Raw genomic sequence first — 16,370 nt, 5'->3', positions numbered from 1 at the left:
ATGAGATGCCTGCCACGGTATCGGTCCTTGTCGTAGCGGATAGTGTGTTTGCGGCTTCGTCGTCCGGAAATAACAGGAACGCCTCCAGCATCGCGGAGCGAGCGGCGCAGCCGGTCGGCATCGTAGCCTTTGTCGGCAAGGAGGTAGCGCATGCGACCGGCTTGTTTGAGGAGCGCAGGTGCCGCTTTCACGTCGCTGACATTGCCGGCCGTCAGCATCAGCGCATAGGGACGGCCGATGACATCGGTGAGCGCGTGGACCTTGGTAGTCCAGCCACCGCGCGAGCGGCCGATTGCCTGGATCTGGCGCCCCCTTTTCCACCGAACGCCGCACGTTGCGCCTTGATGTAGGTGCTGTCGATCGCGGTACTCTTCGTGACCACGCCGGCATCCACCAGCGCGTCGAGCAGCCTGAGCCAGAAGCCACGGCGCGACCAGCGGTTGAACCGGTTGTAGATCGTCGTGGATGGCCCGTAATCGGCCGGGCAGTCGCACCAGCGGCAGCCGACCTTCAACACATGCACGATCCCGGAGATCACCCGCCGGTCGTCTACCCGCCGGGCACCGGGCTGGTTCTTTGGCAGATGTGGCTCGATCGCCGCCCACGCTTCATCCGACAACCAGAACAGCGCCATGCCCCACTCCTCCTGATCCACACCACAGTGAATCAGGAAAACCGTCACGCCTCAAGATGCTGATTGGGTTTGGGCCCTAGAGCAGACATTTGTTGAAGTGATCGCATGTGGAGCAGGTCACGCGCGTCAGCATTTCACGCCACCTGCTGCAACACGTGTCAGCGTGGCGCGAAGCCGCTTCCCGCACGGGCTGCACCGGCGACGGTGAATTGCCCGTGGGTCTGGGCGTTCGAGCTCGAGCCCACCCAGAGGTCGAACATGCCCGGATCGATCACCCAGCCCCGCTCCGCGGCGTTCCAATATTGCACGCTCTTCTCGTCCAGCGTGAAGAAGACGGTGCGCGTCTCGCCTGGCTTCAGCGTCACACGCTCAAAACCTTTAAGCTCGCGCACCGGGCGCGACGCGCGTCCTGCCCGCTGATGGATGTAAAGCTGCACGACCTCGTCGCCGACACGGTCCCCGGTGTTCGTGACGCTGGTCGTTACGGTGACCTTGCCGCCGGGCATGAGCGTCGGCGTGTCTAGCGTCGGTGTGCCGATTTCGAAGCGCGTGTAGCTCAGGCCGTAGCCGAATTCGAATTGCGGGGTTGAGGGAATGTCCCAGTAACGCTTGCCCTGGTCCTTTGGCATGTGCGTGGTGTTGTGCGCGTAAAAGATCGGAACCTGCCCAACGCTGCGCGGCCAGGTGACGGGCAGCTTGCCGCCCGGATTGACGTCGCCGAACAGCGTTCGCGCGATCGCAGTGCCGCCGCGCGTTCCGCCGAACCAGGCATGCAGCACCGCCGGCGCACGCTCGATCACCGATCCGAGTTCGAGCGGTCGTTCGCTCATGGTCACGACGACCACCGGCTTGCCGAGCGCCATCACCGCGTCGAACAGCTTGATCTGGTCGCCGGGCAGTTTCAGGTCGGCGCGCGAGGCGCCCTCGCCCGACATGTCCTCGGCCTCGCCGAGCGTCAGGATGACGAGGTCCGATCGTTTGGCAAGCGCGACGGCCGCGTCGAACTCGCGCGCGGACCGTGCCGTATCCCAGCGGGGCTCAGGCTTGGCTTGGCCCGGAATGCTGATGCTCTCGAACATCGATGGCACGTTGCGCTTCAACTGCACACCCGGCGCGGTTTCGACCGTGGCGGCGGTGCCGAGGCGGTCGCGCACGCCCTCGAACACCGTGACGGTCTCGGGTAGATCATATTGGAACGACCAGGGCCCAAGCATGTCGCGCTTCGAATTGGCGCTAGCGCCGATCACCGCGACGCGGCGATGCTGTCCGGCACTGAGCGGCAGGGCACCGTCGTTCTTGAGCAGCACGAACGAGCGTTCGGCAGCGCGCTCGGCGGCATCGCGGTGCGCCGGGTCGGCGAGCGTGCGCCTGGCCTGCGCTTCGTCGACGAAGGGATGCTCGAACAGTCCCAGCTTGAACTTGGCGACGAGGATGCGGCGGACCGCGCGATCGAGCGTCGCCTCGGGCAACTTGCCTGCGCGGACCGACGCGGCCAGCGTGCTTGCGGACGCCGCCGGACCGAACGACATCTCCATGTCATTGCCCGCCGCGATGCTGCGCACGGCCGCATCCGCCTCGTCGCGTGCAAAGTGCTGGGTGACCTGGTTCTTGGTGCCGTTCGCATCGGAGACGACCCACCCGCCAAACCCCATCTGCTCACGTAGCACGTCGGTCAGCAGCCACTTGTCGCCGACCGCGGGAATGTCGTTCAGGTCCATGTACGCGCTCATGACGTTACCGGCACCTGCCTGCACGGCGGCGGCGAAAGGCGGCAGGATCACGTTGTAGAGTTGCGCATCGGACAGGTAGACGCCATCATAGTCGCGCCCGCCGTCGGCGGCGGCATAGCCGGCGAAGTGCTTCGGTCCGGCGATGATGTGGCCCGGCGTGCCGATCGCGGGTCCTTGAAAGCCACGGACCTGCGCGCGGGCGAGCGCGGAGGCGAGGAACGGATCCTCGCCCGGTCCCTCAACGATGCGGCCCCAGCGCGGATCGCGCGCGACGTCGAGCATGGGCGAGAAGGCCCAGTGAATGCCGGCCGAGCGAGCCTCCGCCGCGGCGACCGCCTGCGCGCCCTCGACGCCTTTGGGGTCCCACGACGCCGCGTTGGCGAGCGGCACGGGAAAGATCGTGCGGAAACCGTGAATGACGTCGTAGCCGAAGATCAATGGTATCTTCAGCCGCGTCTCCTCGACCGCCACCTTCTGCAGTCGGTTGATGATCGCAGGGTCGGTGACGAACAGCAGCGAGCCGACCTTCGCGTCGCGAACGACGGGAGCGAACTCCTCGTACTTGCCGAACATGAACTGCTGCGAAACCTGACCGGCTTTCTCCTCCAGCGTCATGGTGCGGAGAAGCGCATCGGCACGTTGTTCTGCCGAGATGCGCGCATCAAGCCAGGACTGCGGCGCCGAACTGTTCCGCTCCGCGGCGATCGACGATGCAGCAAGACCGGCTGCAATGACGGCAGTCAGCGCCGATGTAGCCACACGGGTTCTGTGCATCGTCGATCACCTCGTTGTTCAATTGTTCGCGTGCGCGTTCGGTCAGAAGGATAACCGCGCGCGGACGCCGGCGTAGCGGCGTGCGTTGCGTGAGAAGGTCTGCGCGACCAACCCCTGGGTGCCGCCGGACACGCCACCCAACGCGCTCGCATAATGCGTGTTGAAGATGTTGTTGACGAACAGCGCGACCCGCACTCCGCCGCGATCCTTCTGGTCGATGCCGATGCTGCCGTTCACCAGCGCGTAGCCGCGCTCGATGGAGTAAGGATCGTTCAACAGCGAGAAGTTGACCGAGCTCTGGTAGCTGACATCGGCTTGGACAAAGGCGTCGAACGGCATCTGCTCTAGCGCGATGTCGTAGGTCGTACCCACGTTGAACTTCCATCTCGGCGCGTTGCTTAAGCGTTGACCCGCGAGGTCCTGGAACCCTGTCGTCGAACCCGCGACGGGTAGGCAGCCTTGCGCGACGGTCTGTCCCAAGAAGCATTGCGCATTCGGGAACTCACGGATCTTGGCATCGGTGTAGCTGACACCGCCATCGATCAGCAGCGCTTCGACCGGACGCGCCTGGAACTCGGCCTCGACACCGCGCGTGCGTACCTTGCCGACGTTGTTCAACTGCAACTGGATTGTCTGATCGGGCAATTGCACGCCGGACTGCGCCTGAAAATCGTCGAAGTCGGTCCAGAAAGCGGCGACGTTCAACTGCACGCGATTGTCGAGGAAGCGGCTCTTCAAACCAAGTTCGTACGCGTTCGACGTTTCCGGACGAACCGGTGCGGCGGCGCGCGCCGGCGTAAATCCGGTCGAGATGTCGTAACCCTGGCCCTTGTACCCGGTTGAATAGGATACGTAAGCCATCACGCGTTCGGCCAGATCCTGTCGGATCGCGATCTTGCCGGTGACCACGCTGTCGGCAGCGCTCCCACGACACACGTTCAAGCAGGTAGCGTTGTTGGCGGGAGGTGCCGCGGGTACATTGGTATTCAGGTAACGAACCGAAATGTCTTCGTGGTTCGCGCGGAGGCCGGCGTCGATGTGCGTGGTCGATGCCAGATCATAGGTGACCTGTGCGAAGCTGGCGTATGTCTTCGTACCGTTGCTGGAATTCCAGCGCGCGACGACCGGACCCGATGGACCGCGATCGAACGTGCGATCGGTCTTACCGTCGGAATAATAGAGGCCGAAGACGTAGCTGAACGGCCCGCCGCCCTTTGAGGCGACGCGCAGTTCCTGCGCGAACTGCCGCGCGTGGAAGCCGCTCTGCGCGACGATGCCGTTCGCCAGTCCGAGAACAGGTCCCGAGATGTAGTCGAAATCCTCGGCGAAGCGAAAGCGCCAGTCCTGGTAACTGGTGATCGAGACCAAGTTCGCGGCACCGAGGTCGACGGTCACGCGTCCGCTGCCGTTCGACTGCTTGCTCTTGTTGAACAGCGGGCCGTCGATCGTGGTCTCGAAATTGTCGCGTCCGGGCTGGATCGAGCCCAGTCGCTGCTGCACGGGTGCGCCGTACACCGCAGCGCCTGCCGGCACGCTGCGATACGTCCGCGCGGTACCGCGCGCTTCGGCCACGGAGTGGCCGCCGATCAGGTCGATCGTCACTCCGGCGACCGGATCGATCGCGAGACGACCGCGCACGCCGTAGCTCTTGTCGTTGTTGAGACGACGACCATCATAGACGTTGCGGATGAAGCCGTCGCGATCGCCGTAGAAGCCGTTCAACCGGAAGCCGACGCCATCGGCGAGCGGGCCCGAGATGACGCCGTCGATGCGATATTCATCGTCGGTCGTCGCCGTGCCGGTCACCGCACCCGTGAAGTTAGCAGTGGGACCCTGTGACACGATGTTGAGTGCGCCAGCGGACGCGTTCTTGCCGAACAGCGTGCCTTGGGGTCCACGCAGCACCTCGATGCGCGCGATGTCGCTCAACCCTGAGAATGCCTGCGCTTGCTGAAGCAGTGCCACGTCGTCGACGATTACCGCGACCGACGGTTCGATCGCGGTGGAGAAGGCGACCGTGCCGATACCACGCAGGTTAATCGAGTTGTTGGTCGGCAGCGCGCCGGTCGTGACGGTCAGGCTGGGCGCCAGCCGCGGCAGGTCGGAAATAGTTGATACATTGCGGTTGATCAGCGTGTCGGCGGTAATAGCGGTAACGGCGACCGGCACATCCTGCAGGTTTTGCTCCCGCTTTTGCGCCGTGACCACGATGTCTTCGAGAGCACCCGTGTCACTGGTTGACGTGTTCGAGCCTTGCTGATCACCCGGCTGTGACAATGGACTGGCAGCGCCACTTCCAGGCGGCGTCGGTGAAGCGGATACCGCGCCCTCCTGCGCCGAGGCGGGATGAGCGATCGCGAGCAGCGCGACGCTGGTGAGCAGAGTAAAACTCGCACGCATGGGAAATCCTCCCCCTATAATAGTCGCAATTGGCTGCGATCTGGTAAGGCCAGTTACGCATGCTGGTTTGTGGCGTCAACTGCTAAGTCAAGTCGCCGCTTGACATAAGCTCGTGATCTCCCACTATTGGACTGACCAAAGGAGAGGCGCATGCGCATCGGCACGCGATGGTGGATCATCGGATTGGTGACCATCGGCACGGTCTTGAACTATCTGGCGCGTTCGTCGCTCTCGGTCGCGGCGCCGACGCTCAAGGGCGAATTCGCCATGACGACGCAGCAGTACAGCTGGGTGGTCGCGTCGTTTCAGGCGGCTTACACCGTGATGCAGCCCATCGCCGGCTACTTGCTCGACTTGATGGGATTGCGGCTCGGATTCGCGCTGTTCGCCGTCGGCTGGTCGGTCGCCAACTGCTGCCACGCCTTCGCGGTCGGATGGCCCAGCCTCGCATTGTTCCGCGGCATGCTCGGCCTGACCGAGGCCGCGGCGATTCCGGCAGGGTTGAAGACGGTAGCTGAATGGTTCCCGCCACGAGAACGGACCGTGGCGACCGGTTGGTTCAACATCGGCTCGTCCTTGGGTGCGATGATCGCGCCACCGATCGTCGTCGCCTGCATCGCGATATGGGGCTGGCAGTCCGCCTTCGTCGTGACTGGAGCCGTAGGAATCCTATGGGCTGGTATCTGGTATGCTTTCTACCGCAGCCCCGACGACTATTCGGGGCTGTCCCCAGCCGAGCGTGTGCAGATCGATCAAGGCCGTGATGTTGAACTGGAAGGCCGCGGCGAAGGTCCGCTTAATTGGCGCGACCTGCTGCGCACGCGCGAGTTCTGGGGTATTGCGATCCCGCGATTTCTCGCCGATCCGGCCTGGCAGACGTTCAGTTTCTTTATCCCGCTGTACCTGGTCGAAGCAAAGGGATTGGACCTGAAAAGCGTGGCTGCGTTCGCCTGGCTGCCGTTCCTGGCCGCGGACGCGGGATCACTGCTGGGTGGTTACATGGCACCCTGGGTGATGCGGCACTTCAAGGTGTCGCTGCTGACCTCGCGCAAGATCGTGGTGACCACCGGCGCGTTGCTGATGGTCGGTCCCGCCTGTATCGGGCTGACTGTGTCTCCGGCCGCCGCGATTACGTTGTTCTGTGTCGGCGGGTTCGCGCACCAGATGCTGTCGGGCGCGCTGATGACGCTCGCGGCCGACCTGTTCGACCCCCGCATCGTGGCAACCGCTGGTGGCATGGCCGGATCGGCGGCGTGGATCGGCGGCATGAGCTTCTCGCTGCTGATCGGCGCCTTGGCGGATACGATCGGCTATAATCCGTTGTTCGCGGCATTGGCCGTGTTCGACTTCATTGGTGCTGCGGTGCTGTGGACGTTGCTGCGTCCACGTTCGCGCCCGCTCGCCGCCTAGTCGAGCAGTGTCGCATAGACGTGGTCCGATTCGCGCGGCGGCACGGCGCCAGCGCGCATCACCACCCAGCCTGCGAGCCGGTGTCCGGCCAGGCCCGCGGCACGCTGATCGGCCCCGCGCAGCAGGGCGTGCAGATAGCCTGCATTGAACGCGTCGCCTGCGCCGCTGGTATCCACGGGCAGGAGGTGGCGGGGTGGAGGCAACGACTCGCTATTGGGCAGCAGGCAACCTTGCGCGCCCATTTTGACGACGACTGCGTCGGCACCCGCGGCATGCCACCGTGCCGCTATTTCCGCCGCGTCGGTGGACGTGCCTTGTATCGCGATCTCATCCTCCAACGTGGGCAGCCCGATCGAGCAGCAGGCAATCGCCTGATCGCGCCACAACCCCGCTTCTGCCGCATCGGCCCACAATTTCGGCCTGTAATTGCCGTCGAACGCGACCTGCTTGCCCCGGCCCCGCATCCGTTTGGCCAACGCCAGCAGCGCTGATCGTCCTTCGTCCGGGAGAATCGCCAGCGAGATGAGCGAGAAGGCGAGCAGATCGGCCTCTTCTGCGCGCGCCATCGCGGATCGCGCACCGGGGAGTGCGAACACCTGCCGCGCCGCACTCTCGCCGCGCCAATAATTGAAGGTGCGCTCGCCCTCGCTGTCGGTGCGAATGGCATACAGGCCCGGCAGGCGAGCGGGATCGGTCAGGATCAGCGACGTGTCCAATCCTTCGTCCTGCCAATCGCCCCGAAGCGTATCGCTGAACGGGTCGGCGCCCAAGGCGGTCAGATACGCGACGCGGTCGCCGCCGCGCGCCAGATGAATCGCGGTGTTGAGCGTGTCGCCGCCGTAGCCCAAGCGCCACGTCGCCGCCTCTGACGCGCTAGACGATCCACGCGACAATTCGAGCATTCCTTCGCCCACCACCACGATCAGCATTGCGCGCTCTCCATATCGCTTCGCGTGCGGGATGTGATATTGGTCAGTCCGCTGTCAACGAACGAGTCAATGCATGCCCGCCCACGCCACTGCAGCAAACCAATTCGCCGCAACGGGAGACCGCCTTTATCAGCGGCTCGCACACATCCTTGTCGAGCAGTTATCGTCGGGGCGGTACGCGATCGGGGATCGGCTGCCTGCGGAGCGTGAACTGTCGGTCGAGTACAACGTCAGCAGACCGGCCGTTCGTGAAGCGTTGATCGCGTTGGAAGTGCAGGGCTTTGTCGAGGTTCGCATCGGCTCGGGCGCCTTCGTCAAACGGTTGCCAGGCGACAGCGAGGATCGGCCTGAATTCGCCATCACTGCGTTCGAGCTGACCGAAGCGCGCATGGTGTTCGAAGGGGAAGCCGCCGCGCTTGCCGCGATCCACGTCAGCGATGCCGAACTGGTGGAGTTAAAGGCACTGGTCGACCGGATCGGCGAGGAGAACCTGCTGCCTGACGTGACTGAGGATGCCGATCGCGAGTTTCACCGTGCCATTGCCAAGGCGACCCGTAACGCCGCGATCCAGATGACGATCGAGGAGTTCTGGCGGGTTCGCACGACCTCACCCGAGTGCGCCCTGCTTCACGACAAGGCACGACGCGCCAATGTTCGACCGGTCGTGGCCGAGCATCAGGCGATCTTAGAGGCGCTGAGCGATCATAATCCCGGCGCGGCACGCGCGGCCATGCGCGCGCACCTGTCGGCCGTAATGGACCATCTGCTGTTCGCCACCGAGGAGCGGGCGATCGAGGAAGCGCGTCGCACCATCGCGTCCACGCGCGCACGCTACCGGGCAGCCGTGAACATGTAACCAACGCTGCTCTACCATTTTGACTGGTAAGGCCAATCTGCTCCCGCTATACATGTGTTGAGAACGGGAGAGGCACGATGAACAACAAGGCGCGCTGCCTTTTGACAGCAATGTGCGCGCTTGCGCCGGTTGCGGCACTGCCAGTATGGGCGCAGCAGGTGTCCCAAGCGGAAGTATCGCCTGCGGGACAGCCGCGCAGTGAGATCGAACTTGCACAGGGATGGCGGTTCCACCTCGGTGCGCTCGCGGCCGATCCCGTCACCACACCGCACGTCGACGCGACCTGGCAGCCGGTGTCGGTGCCGCACACGTGGAACCGGGTCGGCTACTACCGGCCTGATCCGGCGTCACACGTCAACACCGAGCAGACGATCAACAAGACGCAGGGCGTCGGCTGGTACAGCCTTCGCCTCACACCTGCATCCGCACCGGGCAAGCGGCAGTGGCTCGAATTCGATGCGGCCAGCCGGATCGCCGACGTGTGGCTGAACGGACGCAAGCTGGGCACACACGCGGGCGGCTTCTCGCGCTTTCGTCTCGATGCCACCGACGCGCTGCGCCCTGGGCGTGAGAACATGCTGCTTGTTCGTGTCGACAACACCGCACCTGCCGACAAGGATGCGGCAACCGCAGACGTGCTGCCGCTGACCGGCGACTTCTTCGTACACGGCGGGCTCTATCGTCCGGTTCGTCTGATCACGACCGACCCCGTTCACGTCGACATGGCCGATTTCGGCGGATCGGGTGTGGCGGCGACCACCGTCGAGGCGAGCACGGACAAGGCGCGTGTGAACGTGCAGGCCCGCATCATCAACGACGGCCGCGGGCGCGCGCCGCTTCGTGTCATCGCGAAGCTGGTCAACGCGCAGGGGCGCGTCGCTGCCACCGCACAGCAAGGGGTGACGCTCGCCGCATCCACGCCGACGCAACAGACACTGGTGCTGGACGTCGCGCAGCCGCATCTGTGGCAGGGCACGAAGGACCCGTATCTATATACGCTGGTCGTCGACGTCGTGGACGCGTCGGGCAGGCTTCGCGACCGCGTGTCCCAGCCGTTCGGGATTCGCACCATCCGCATCGATCCAGCGTTGGGATTGTTCCTGAACGGAGAGCATATCGCGCTGCACGGCGTCGGCTACCATCAGGATCGCGAGGGCAAGGGCTGGGCGATCATGCCACAGGACGTGGCTGCCGACATGGCGATCATGCGCGAGATGGGCGTAAACGCGATTCGTCTCACGCATTATCAACATGGACAGCCGATCCACGACCTGGCGGATCGTTATGGTTTACTGGTGTGGGATGAAATTCCGCTCGTTTCGTCATGGACGCGGCGGGGCGAGCTCGAGCCGAGGCCTGCCTTGATCGCGAACGCGCGCCAGCAGCTTCGCGAACTAATCCACCAGAACGGCAACCACCCCTCCGTTGTGAACTGGGGTATCGCCAACGAGGTGGATTTCGGTAACTCGTTCCCCGCGTTCCTGACCGGCTACCCCGACGGCAAATCGCCCGATCCGATGCCGCTGCTGCGCGATCTGCAGGCATTGGCGCACGCGGAGGACCCGAGCCGCCCGACTGCGCTCGCCACGTGTTGCGAGGGGCGGTTGTTCGATCAGGGGACTGAGATCCCGACGACGGCGTTGGCCGCCAATCTGGGCGGCGCGAACCGTTATTTCGGCTGGTATTTCGGCAAGCCGGCCGATCTCGGGCCGCACTTGGACGCATTGCGCGCCAAAAGGCCGGATCAGCCGCTGTCCGTGACGGAATATGGCGCGGGCGGCGCGACGACGATCCACACCGACGACGTAATGGGCGGGCCGATCGACTCGCGCGGGCGCATCCAGCCCGAAGAATATGAGAGCTACATTCACGAAGAAGCGTGGAAGACGCTCAAGCAGCGCCCTTATCTCTGGGGCACGTGGCTGTGGAACTCGTTCGATTTTGCCACCACGATTCGCGCCGAAGGCGATGCACAGGATATCAACACCAAGGGCCTCGTCACCTACGACCGCGCAATCCGCAAGGACGCCTACTACTTCTACAAGGCCAATTGGAGTACGGCACCGACGGTGCACATCAACGGCCGACGCTACGCCAATCGTGCTTACGGCGTGACCGACGTTCGCGTTTACAGCAACGCGTCAGTGACCGAGTTGACGCTGAATGGCCGCTCGCTCGGGGAACGTGAAGCCTGTTCCGACAGGATCTGCGTCTGGCGTAATGTGGCGCTCGACACCGGAGCCAATGAATTGCTGGCGCGCGGCCGTTTCGCTGCTGCGCCGGTTGAGGATCGTGTCTCCTGGCAGCTCGGTGCCGATGCACGCGCCAACGTGCGCATCGACGCGGGTGCGATCGTCGCTGCACCCGCGACCCGGCGCTTCGGCTCGGATGCGTTTTTCGATGGCGGCGAGGCAGGAACGCTCAACAAGCCGGCCGACTATGGCAAACCCGCTGTTGCCGCCGCGGTTGCCGGAGCGCGCGAACCGGGCGTCGCGGCCACCTACCGGCACGGCCGTTTCGGCTATTCGGTTCCACTTCGCGACGGACGTTATCGGCTAACGCTGACCTTTGTCGAGCCGTCGCTTGCACCGGGCGAACGCGTGTTCGGCGTCACGGCGAACGGCAGACCGATCGCCACCGCACTCGATATCGCGCGTGAAGCCGGAGGCACATCGAGAGCAATCGAGCGAAGCGCCGTCGTCGCGGTGCGCGGCGGCAAGCTCGACCTCGCCTTCGTGCCGGTCAAGGGCGAGGCGATCGTCTCGGCGATCGAGATCGCGGAGGCGGCACGTGGCGCGCGCTGATCGTGAGAACGCGACGCCCCGCATGACGCAGACGATGCGTTGGTTCGGGCCGAACGATCCGGTGCCGCTCGCGCATATCAGGCAGGCGGGTGCGTCCGAAGTAGTGACCGCGTTGCACGACCTGCCGAACGGCGTCGTGTGGGAGGCGGAGCACATCGCGTCGCGCAAGACGATGATTGCGGCGGCGGGACTTGGCTGGACGGTGGTCGAGAGTCTGCCTGTGCACGAGGCGATCAAGACGCGCGGTGACGGCTGGGATCATTTGATCGACTCTTATCGTCGCAGCATCGCCAACCTAGGCGCGAACGGCATCACGACCGTGACGTACAATTTCATGCCGCTGCTCGATTGGACCCGCACGGATCTCGCGTGGGAACTGCCCGACGGCGCGTGCGCGCTTCGGTTCGAGTGGGACGCGGTGGCGGTGTACGACATCCACATCCTTCGACGCCCGGGCGCCGCGGACGATTATGCGCCGGACGCGCAGGAACGCGCTGCGCAACGTTTCGCCGCGATGGACGAAGCGGCGCGACATGCCCTCGAACGGACGATCATCGCCGGCCTGCCCGGCAGCGAGGAAAGTTTCAGTTCGCCCGAGTTCCTGCGCGCGCTGGATGCCTATCGACACACGGATGCGGACCAGCTTCGCGCCAACCAAGTCGCGTTCCTCGAAGCGGTCTGTCCCGCGGCCGAAGAAGCGGGCGTGCAGTTGGTGGTGCACCCGGATGATCCCCCGTTTCCGATCTTCGGCCTGCCCCGCGTGGTCAGCACCGAGCGCGACGTGGCCGCGCTGTTCGCGCGCGTGCCGAGCAGGGCCAATGGCCTGTGCTTCTGCACCGGATCGTTCGGCGCCCGGCTCGACAACGATCTCCCGGGCATGGTGCGTCGGCTGGGCAGTCGCATCGGCTTCCTTCACCTTCGCGCCGTCGCGCACGAAGCGGAGCGCGTATTCCACGAGGCCGAGCATCTGGGCGGCGACGCACAGATGGCGGCGGTGGTCGCCGAGATCGTCGCGCTCAGCGCGCGTGAGCAGCGCGCGATCCCGATGCGTCCGGATCACGGTCACCAGCTCGCCGACGATCTCCAGAAGACCACCAATCCCGGCTATTCGCTGATCGGACGCTTGCGCGGGCTGGCGGAATTACGTGGTCTCGAGCACGGTCTCATCCATGCCCGACAGATGACCGGAGCGACCGCATGAGCAAGCCACTCGCGCTTCACCCCGACCGGCTGTTCTCCAGCGACCCGGTCCAGCGCGACATCGCGCGTACGCTGTATGCCACGATTGCCGACGCGCCGATCATCAGTCCGCACGGTCACACCGATCCGCGCTGGTTCGCCGACGATCGGCCGTGGACGGATGCGACCGCGCTGCTGCTCCAGCCCGACCATTATATCTTTCGCATGCTCTACAGTCAGGGCGTGCCGCTCGACGCGTTGGCGATCCCGCGGCGCGACGGTGATCCCGCGACCGACCACCGCGCCGCGTGGCGCACCTTTGCAGAGCATTATCATCTGTTCCGCGGCACGCCGTCGCGTTTGTGGCTCGATCACGTCTTCGCCGAGGTGTTCGGCTTCGACGAAGCGCTCGATGGCACCACCGCCGACCTGTATTTCGACCGGATCGGCGACCAGCTCGCGAGCGAGGCGTTCCGACCGCGCGCATTGTTCGACCGTTTCCACATCGACTTTCTGGCGACCACCGAGGGTGCGCACGACGACCTCGACGCGCATCGCCGCATTCGTGCATCGGGCTGGAACGGTCGCGTCGTGACCACCTATCGTCCGGACAGCGTGATCGATGTCGAGCACGAGCAGTTCGGCGACGCAATGCGTCGCTTCGCCGAACTGACCGGCGAGGACATCTATCACTGGAACGGATACTTGGCCGCGCACCGCACGCGTCGCGCGGCGTTCCGCGCGGCAGGGGCGACCGCGACCGATCACGGGCACCCGACCGTTGCCACCGCCAATCTGTCGGCGACGGACGCCGAGGCGTTGTTCGGCCGCATCGTCGGTGGCACGTGGAGCGTCGCCGATGCGGAATTGTTCCGCGCGCAGATGCTGACCGAGATGGCGCGCATGTCGCTCGAGGACGGCATGGCCATGCAGATCCATCCCGGCAGTTACCGCAACCACAATGCCGGATTGTTCGCCAGCCACGGACGCGACAAGGGCGCGGACATCCCGACGCGCACCGAGTTCGTCCGGTCATTGAAGCCGATGCTCGACTTTGTCGGCAACAGCGACGAACTAACCATCATCCTCTTTACGCTCGATGAGAGCGTCTACGCGCGTGAACTGGCACCGCTCGCGGGTCATTATCCCTGTTTGCGCCTGGGCCCGGCGTGGTGGTTCCATGACAGCCCCGAAGGCATGCGCCGGTTCCGGGAGATGACTACGGAGACGGCAGGCTTCTACAACACGGTCGGGTTCAACGACGATACGCGTGCATTTCTGTCGATCCCGGCACGCCACGACGTCGCGCGGCGTGTCGATTGCGCGTTCCTGGCAAAACTGGTTGCCGAGCATCGTCTGGCCGATTGGGAGGCCGCCGATCTCGCGCAGGAACTGACGAGCGGGCTGGTCAGCCGGGCGTATCGCCTGTGAGGATGTCTGACGCCGCCGCGCCGCACCTGCCGACGTTCGTCGCGCGCCCTGGCTATGATCGGCATGCGCAGCGCGCAGGCATCGTGCATCTGGGCATCGGCGCGTTCCACCGCGCGCACCAGGCGGTCTACACTGACTCAGCGATGGCGGCGGGCGATCGCGACTGGGCAATCACTGGGGTGTCGCTCCGCTCGCGTCAGGTGCACGACCAACTGACACCGCAGAACGGTCTCTACACCGTGACTGAGCGGCGTGCCGATGGCGACACTACGCGGCTGATCGGGGCCGTGACCAGCGTTGTGGTCGCTCCCGACGAACCCGGACGCGTCGCCGCCGCGCTCACGGCGCCTGAGACGCGGATCGTGACGCTGACCGTCACCGAGAAGGGATATGCGCCCAATGAGCGCGAAGGCGCCGCAGCAGGCGCTGTTCCGACGACGATCTACGATTATCTCGGCGCGGCGGTGATCGCACGCCATGACGCCGGTCTGTCGCCGCTCACGCTGATCAGCTGCGACAATCTGTCGAACAACGGCGGTGTTCTGCACGAGCGACTTTGTGCCCGGCTCGATGCGATCTCGCCGCAACATTGCCGCTGGTTCGAACAAGCGTGGGCCTGCCCGTCGACGATGGTCGACCGCATCGTTCCGGCAACGACCGCGGCGGACTTGGCCGCGGTCGAGACCGCGCTCGGGCAGCGCGACGATGGGGCGGTGATTACCGAGCCCTTTAGTCAGTGGGTGATCGAGGATCGCTTCGCAGGCGATCGGCCGCGATGGGAAGTGGCGGGCGCGCAGTTCGTTGCCGACGTCAAACCTTTCGAGACCGCCAAGCTGCGTATGCTGAACGGCGCGCATTCGGCGCTCGCCTATCTGGGGCTCGCCCGCGGACACACGTTCGTACACCAGGCGATTGCCGATCCGCAGATTGAGCCGATCGTCAGTCGCCTGATGCGCGAGGAAGCAGCACCAAGCATTGCGGCAACGCAGGATCAGCAGCTTGACCGTTACGCCGACCTGCTGCTGACGCGCTTTCGCAACCGGGCGCTGCCGCACCGCCTGCTGCAGATCGCCGCAGACGGTTCGCAGAAGATTGCGGCGCGTTGGCTGTCGACGCTGGCCGACAATCGGGCTGCGGGGCGGCAGTCGCCCGCGATCCTCCACGCGATTGCAGCCTGGGTGGCGTTCGTGCGCGGCGACCAGCACCAGGTCGATGATCCGAACGCGGGTGTCTTCGCCGAAGCATGGGCGTATGCAGGAAGCAACGGTGTAGTTAACAAGCTATTCGCGGTGCAAAAGCTATTCGACGGCAAAATTACGCTTACCGAGAATGAGCGTGCCCATGTCCACCAGTTTCTATCGAACTTCTCGTAAGTCGTCGGGAGGCATAAACGTCACATTGAGATCGTAGAGGCGATCCTCTTCGGCAACGGTACTGAAACCACTCGCCGTGTGCAGCGTGCTGGCACATGGTTCCGATTTGCTCACCGTCGACTCATCAGCAGCTATGTTAGGGCCCAAACCCAATCAGCATCTTGAGGCGTGACGGTTTTCCTGATTCACTGTGGTGTGGATCAGGAGGAGTGGGGCATGGCGCTGTTCTGGTTGTCGGATGAAGCGTGGGCGGCGATCGAGCCACATCTGCCAAAGAACCAGCCCGGTGCCCGGCGGGTAGACGACCGGCGGGTGATCTCCGGGATCGTGCATGTGTTGAAGGTCGGCTGCCGCTGGTGCGACTGCCCGGCCGATTACGGGCCATCCACGACGATCTACAACCGGTTCAACCGCTGGTCGCGCCGTGGCTTCTGGCTCAGGCTGCTCGACGCGCTGGTGGATGCCGGCGTGGTCACGAAGAGTACCGCGATCGACAGCACCTACATCAAGGCGCAACGTGCGGCGTTCGGTGGAAAAGGGGGCGCCAGATCCAGGCAATCGGCCGCTCGCGCGGTGGCTGGACTACCAAGGTCCACGCGCTCACCGATGTCATCGGCCGTCCCTATGCGCTGATGCTGACGGCCGGCAATGTCAGCGACGTGAAAGCGGCACCTGCGCTCCTCAAACAAGCCGGTCGCATGCGCTACCTCCTTGCCGACAAAGGCTACGATGCCGACCGGCTGCGCCGCTCGCTCCGCGATGCTGGAGGCGTTCCTGTTATTTCCGGACGACGAAGCCGCAAACACACTATCCGCTACGACAAGGACCGATACCGTGGCAGGCATCTCAT

The 16,370-nt window shown here is 64.6% G+C and carries 9 protein-coding genes and 2 pseudogenes; 7 read left to right on the top strand and 4 right to left on the bottom strand.

Annotated features, from left to right (window positions below; translation table 11 throughout):
* The 3 genes and pseudogenes from BMW51_RS15765 to BMW51_RS15755 form a co-directional block, all read right to left on the bottom strand.
* A pseudogene (locus BMW51_RS15765) lies at positions 1-634 on the bottom strand (IS5 family transposase); the annotation flags it as partial.
* A gap of 158 nt (positions 635-792) precedes the next feature.
* The gene (locus BMW51_RS15760; RefSeq protein ID WP_177171720.1) at positions 793-3,138 is read right to left on the bottom strand and encodes a glycoside hydrolase family 3 N-terminal domain-containing protein; all 2,346 of its coding nucleotides are present in this window, start codon (positions 3,136-3,138) and stop codon (positions 793-795) included.
* Positions 3,139-3,180: 42 nt separating this feature from the next.
* The gene (locus BMW51_RS15755; protein ID WP_093008180.1) at positions 3,181-5,538 is read right to left on the bottom strand and encodes a TonB-dependent receptor; all 2,358 of its coding nucleotides are present in this window, start codon (positions 5,536-5,538) and stop codon (positions 3,181-3,183) included.
* 150 nt (positions 5,539-5,688) lie between these two features.
* Here BMW51_RS15755 and BMW51_RS15750 point away from each other — a divergent pair, with 150 nt between their 5' ends.
* Positions 5,689-6,948 (top strand): MFS transporter, encoded by a 1,260-nt coding sequence (locus BMW51_RS15750; RefSeq protein ID WP_093008178.1) that lies wholly within the window; start codon positions 5,689-5,691, stop codon positions 6,946-6,948.
* On the opposite strand, the gene BMW51_RS15745 is transcribed toward BMW51_RS15750, so the two are convergent.
* Positions 6,945-7,877 (bottom strand): sugar kinase, encoded by a 933-nt coding sequence (locus BMW51_RS15745; protein ID WP_093008176.1) that lies wholly within the window; start codon positions 7,875-7,877, stop codon positions 6,945-6,947. The genes BMW51_RS15750 and BMW51_RS15745 overlap by 4 nt on opposite strands.
* 73 nt (positions 7,878-7,950) lie before the next feature.
* Between BMW51_RS15745 and BMW51_RS15740 the strand changes: the two genes are divergently transcribed.
* The 6 genes and pseudogenes from BMW51_RS15740 to BMW51_RS15715 form a co-directional block, all read left to right on the top strand.
* On the top strand, positions 7,951-8,733 hold the full coding sequence (locus BMW51_RS15740) for a FadR/GntR family transcriptional regulator (RefSeq protein WP_093008174.1): 783 nt from the start codon (positions 7,951-7,953) through the stop codon (positions 8,731-8,733).
* Positions 8,734-8,891: 158 nt separating this feature from the next.
* On the top strand, positions 8,892-11,537 hold the full coding sequence (locus BMW51_RS15735) for a glycoside hydrolase family 2 TIM barrel-domain containing protein (protein WP_245708594.1): 2,646 nt from the start codon (positions 8,892-8,894) through the stop codon (positions 11,535-11,537).
* 22 nt (positions 11,538-11,559) lie between these two features.
* Positions 11,560-12,738 carry a mannonate dehydratase gene (gene uxuA / locus BMW51_RS15730; protein ID WP_218139408.1) on the top strand — a complete coding sequence of 393 codons (1,179 nt, stop codon included), beginning with the start codon at positions 11,560-11,562 and terminating at the stop codon, positions 12,736-12,738.
* Complete coding sequence (gene uxaC, locus BMW51_RS15725; RefSeq protein ID WP_093008170.1) at positions 12,735-14,147, top strand: glucuronate isomerase; 1,413 nt, start codon at positions 12,735-12,737, stop codon at positions 14,145-14,147. Before uxuA ends, uxaC begins: the two co-directional genes overlap by 4 nt.
* A gap of 2 nt (positions 14,148-14,149) precedes the next feature.
* Positions 14,150-15,520 (top strand): mannitol dehydrogenase family protein, encoded by a 1,371-nt coding sequence (locus tag BMW51_RS15720; protein WP_093008168.1) that lies wholly within the window; start codon positions 14,150-14,152, stop codon positions 15,518-15,520.
* Between the two features lie 216 nt (positions 15,521-15,736).
* A pseudogene (locus BMW51_RS15715) lies at positions 15,737-16,370 on the top strand (IS5 family transposase); the annotation flags it as partial.

Origin of the sequence: Sphingomonas palmae (genome assembly GCF_900109565.1) — a bacterium.
Classification (GTDB): domain Bacteria; phylum Pseudomonadota; class Alphaproteobacteria; order Sphingomonadales; family Sphingomonadaceae; genus Sphingomonas; species Sphingomonas palmae.
The sequence above is the reverse complement of the archived record's forward strand: the minus strand, read 5'-3'. Positions and strand labels throughout refer to the sequence as shown.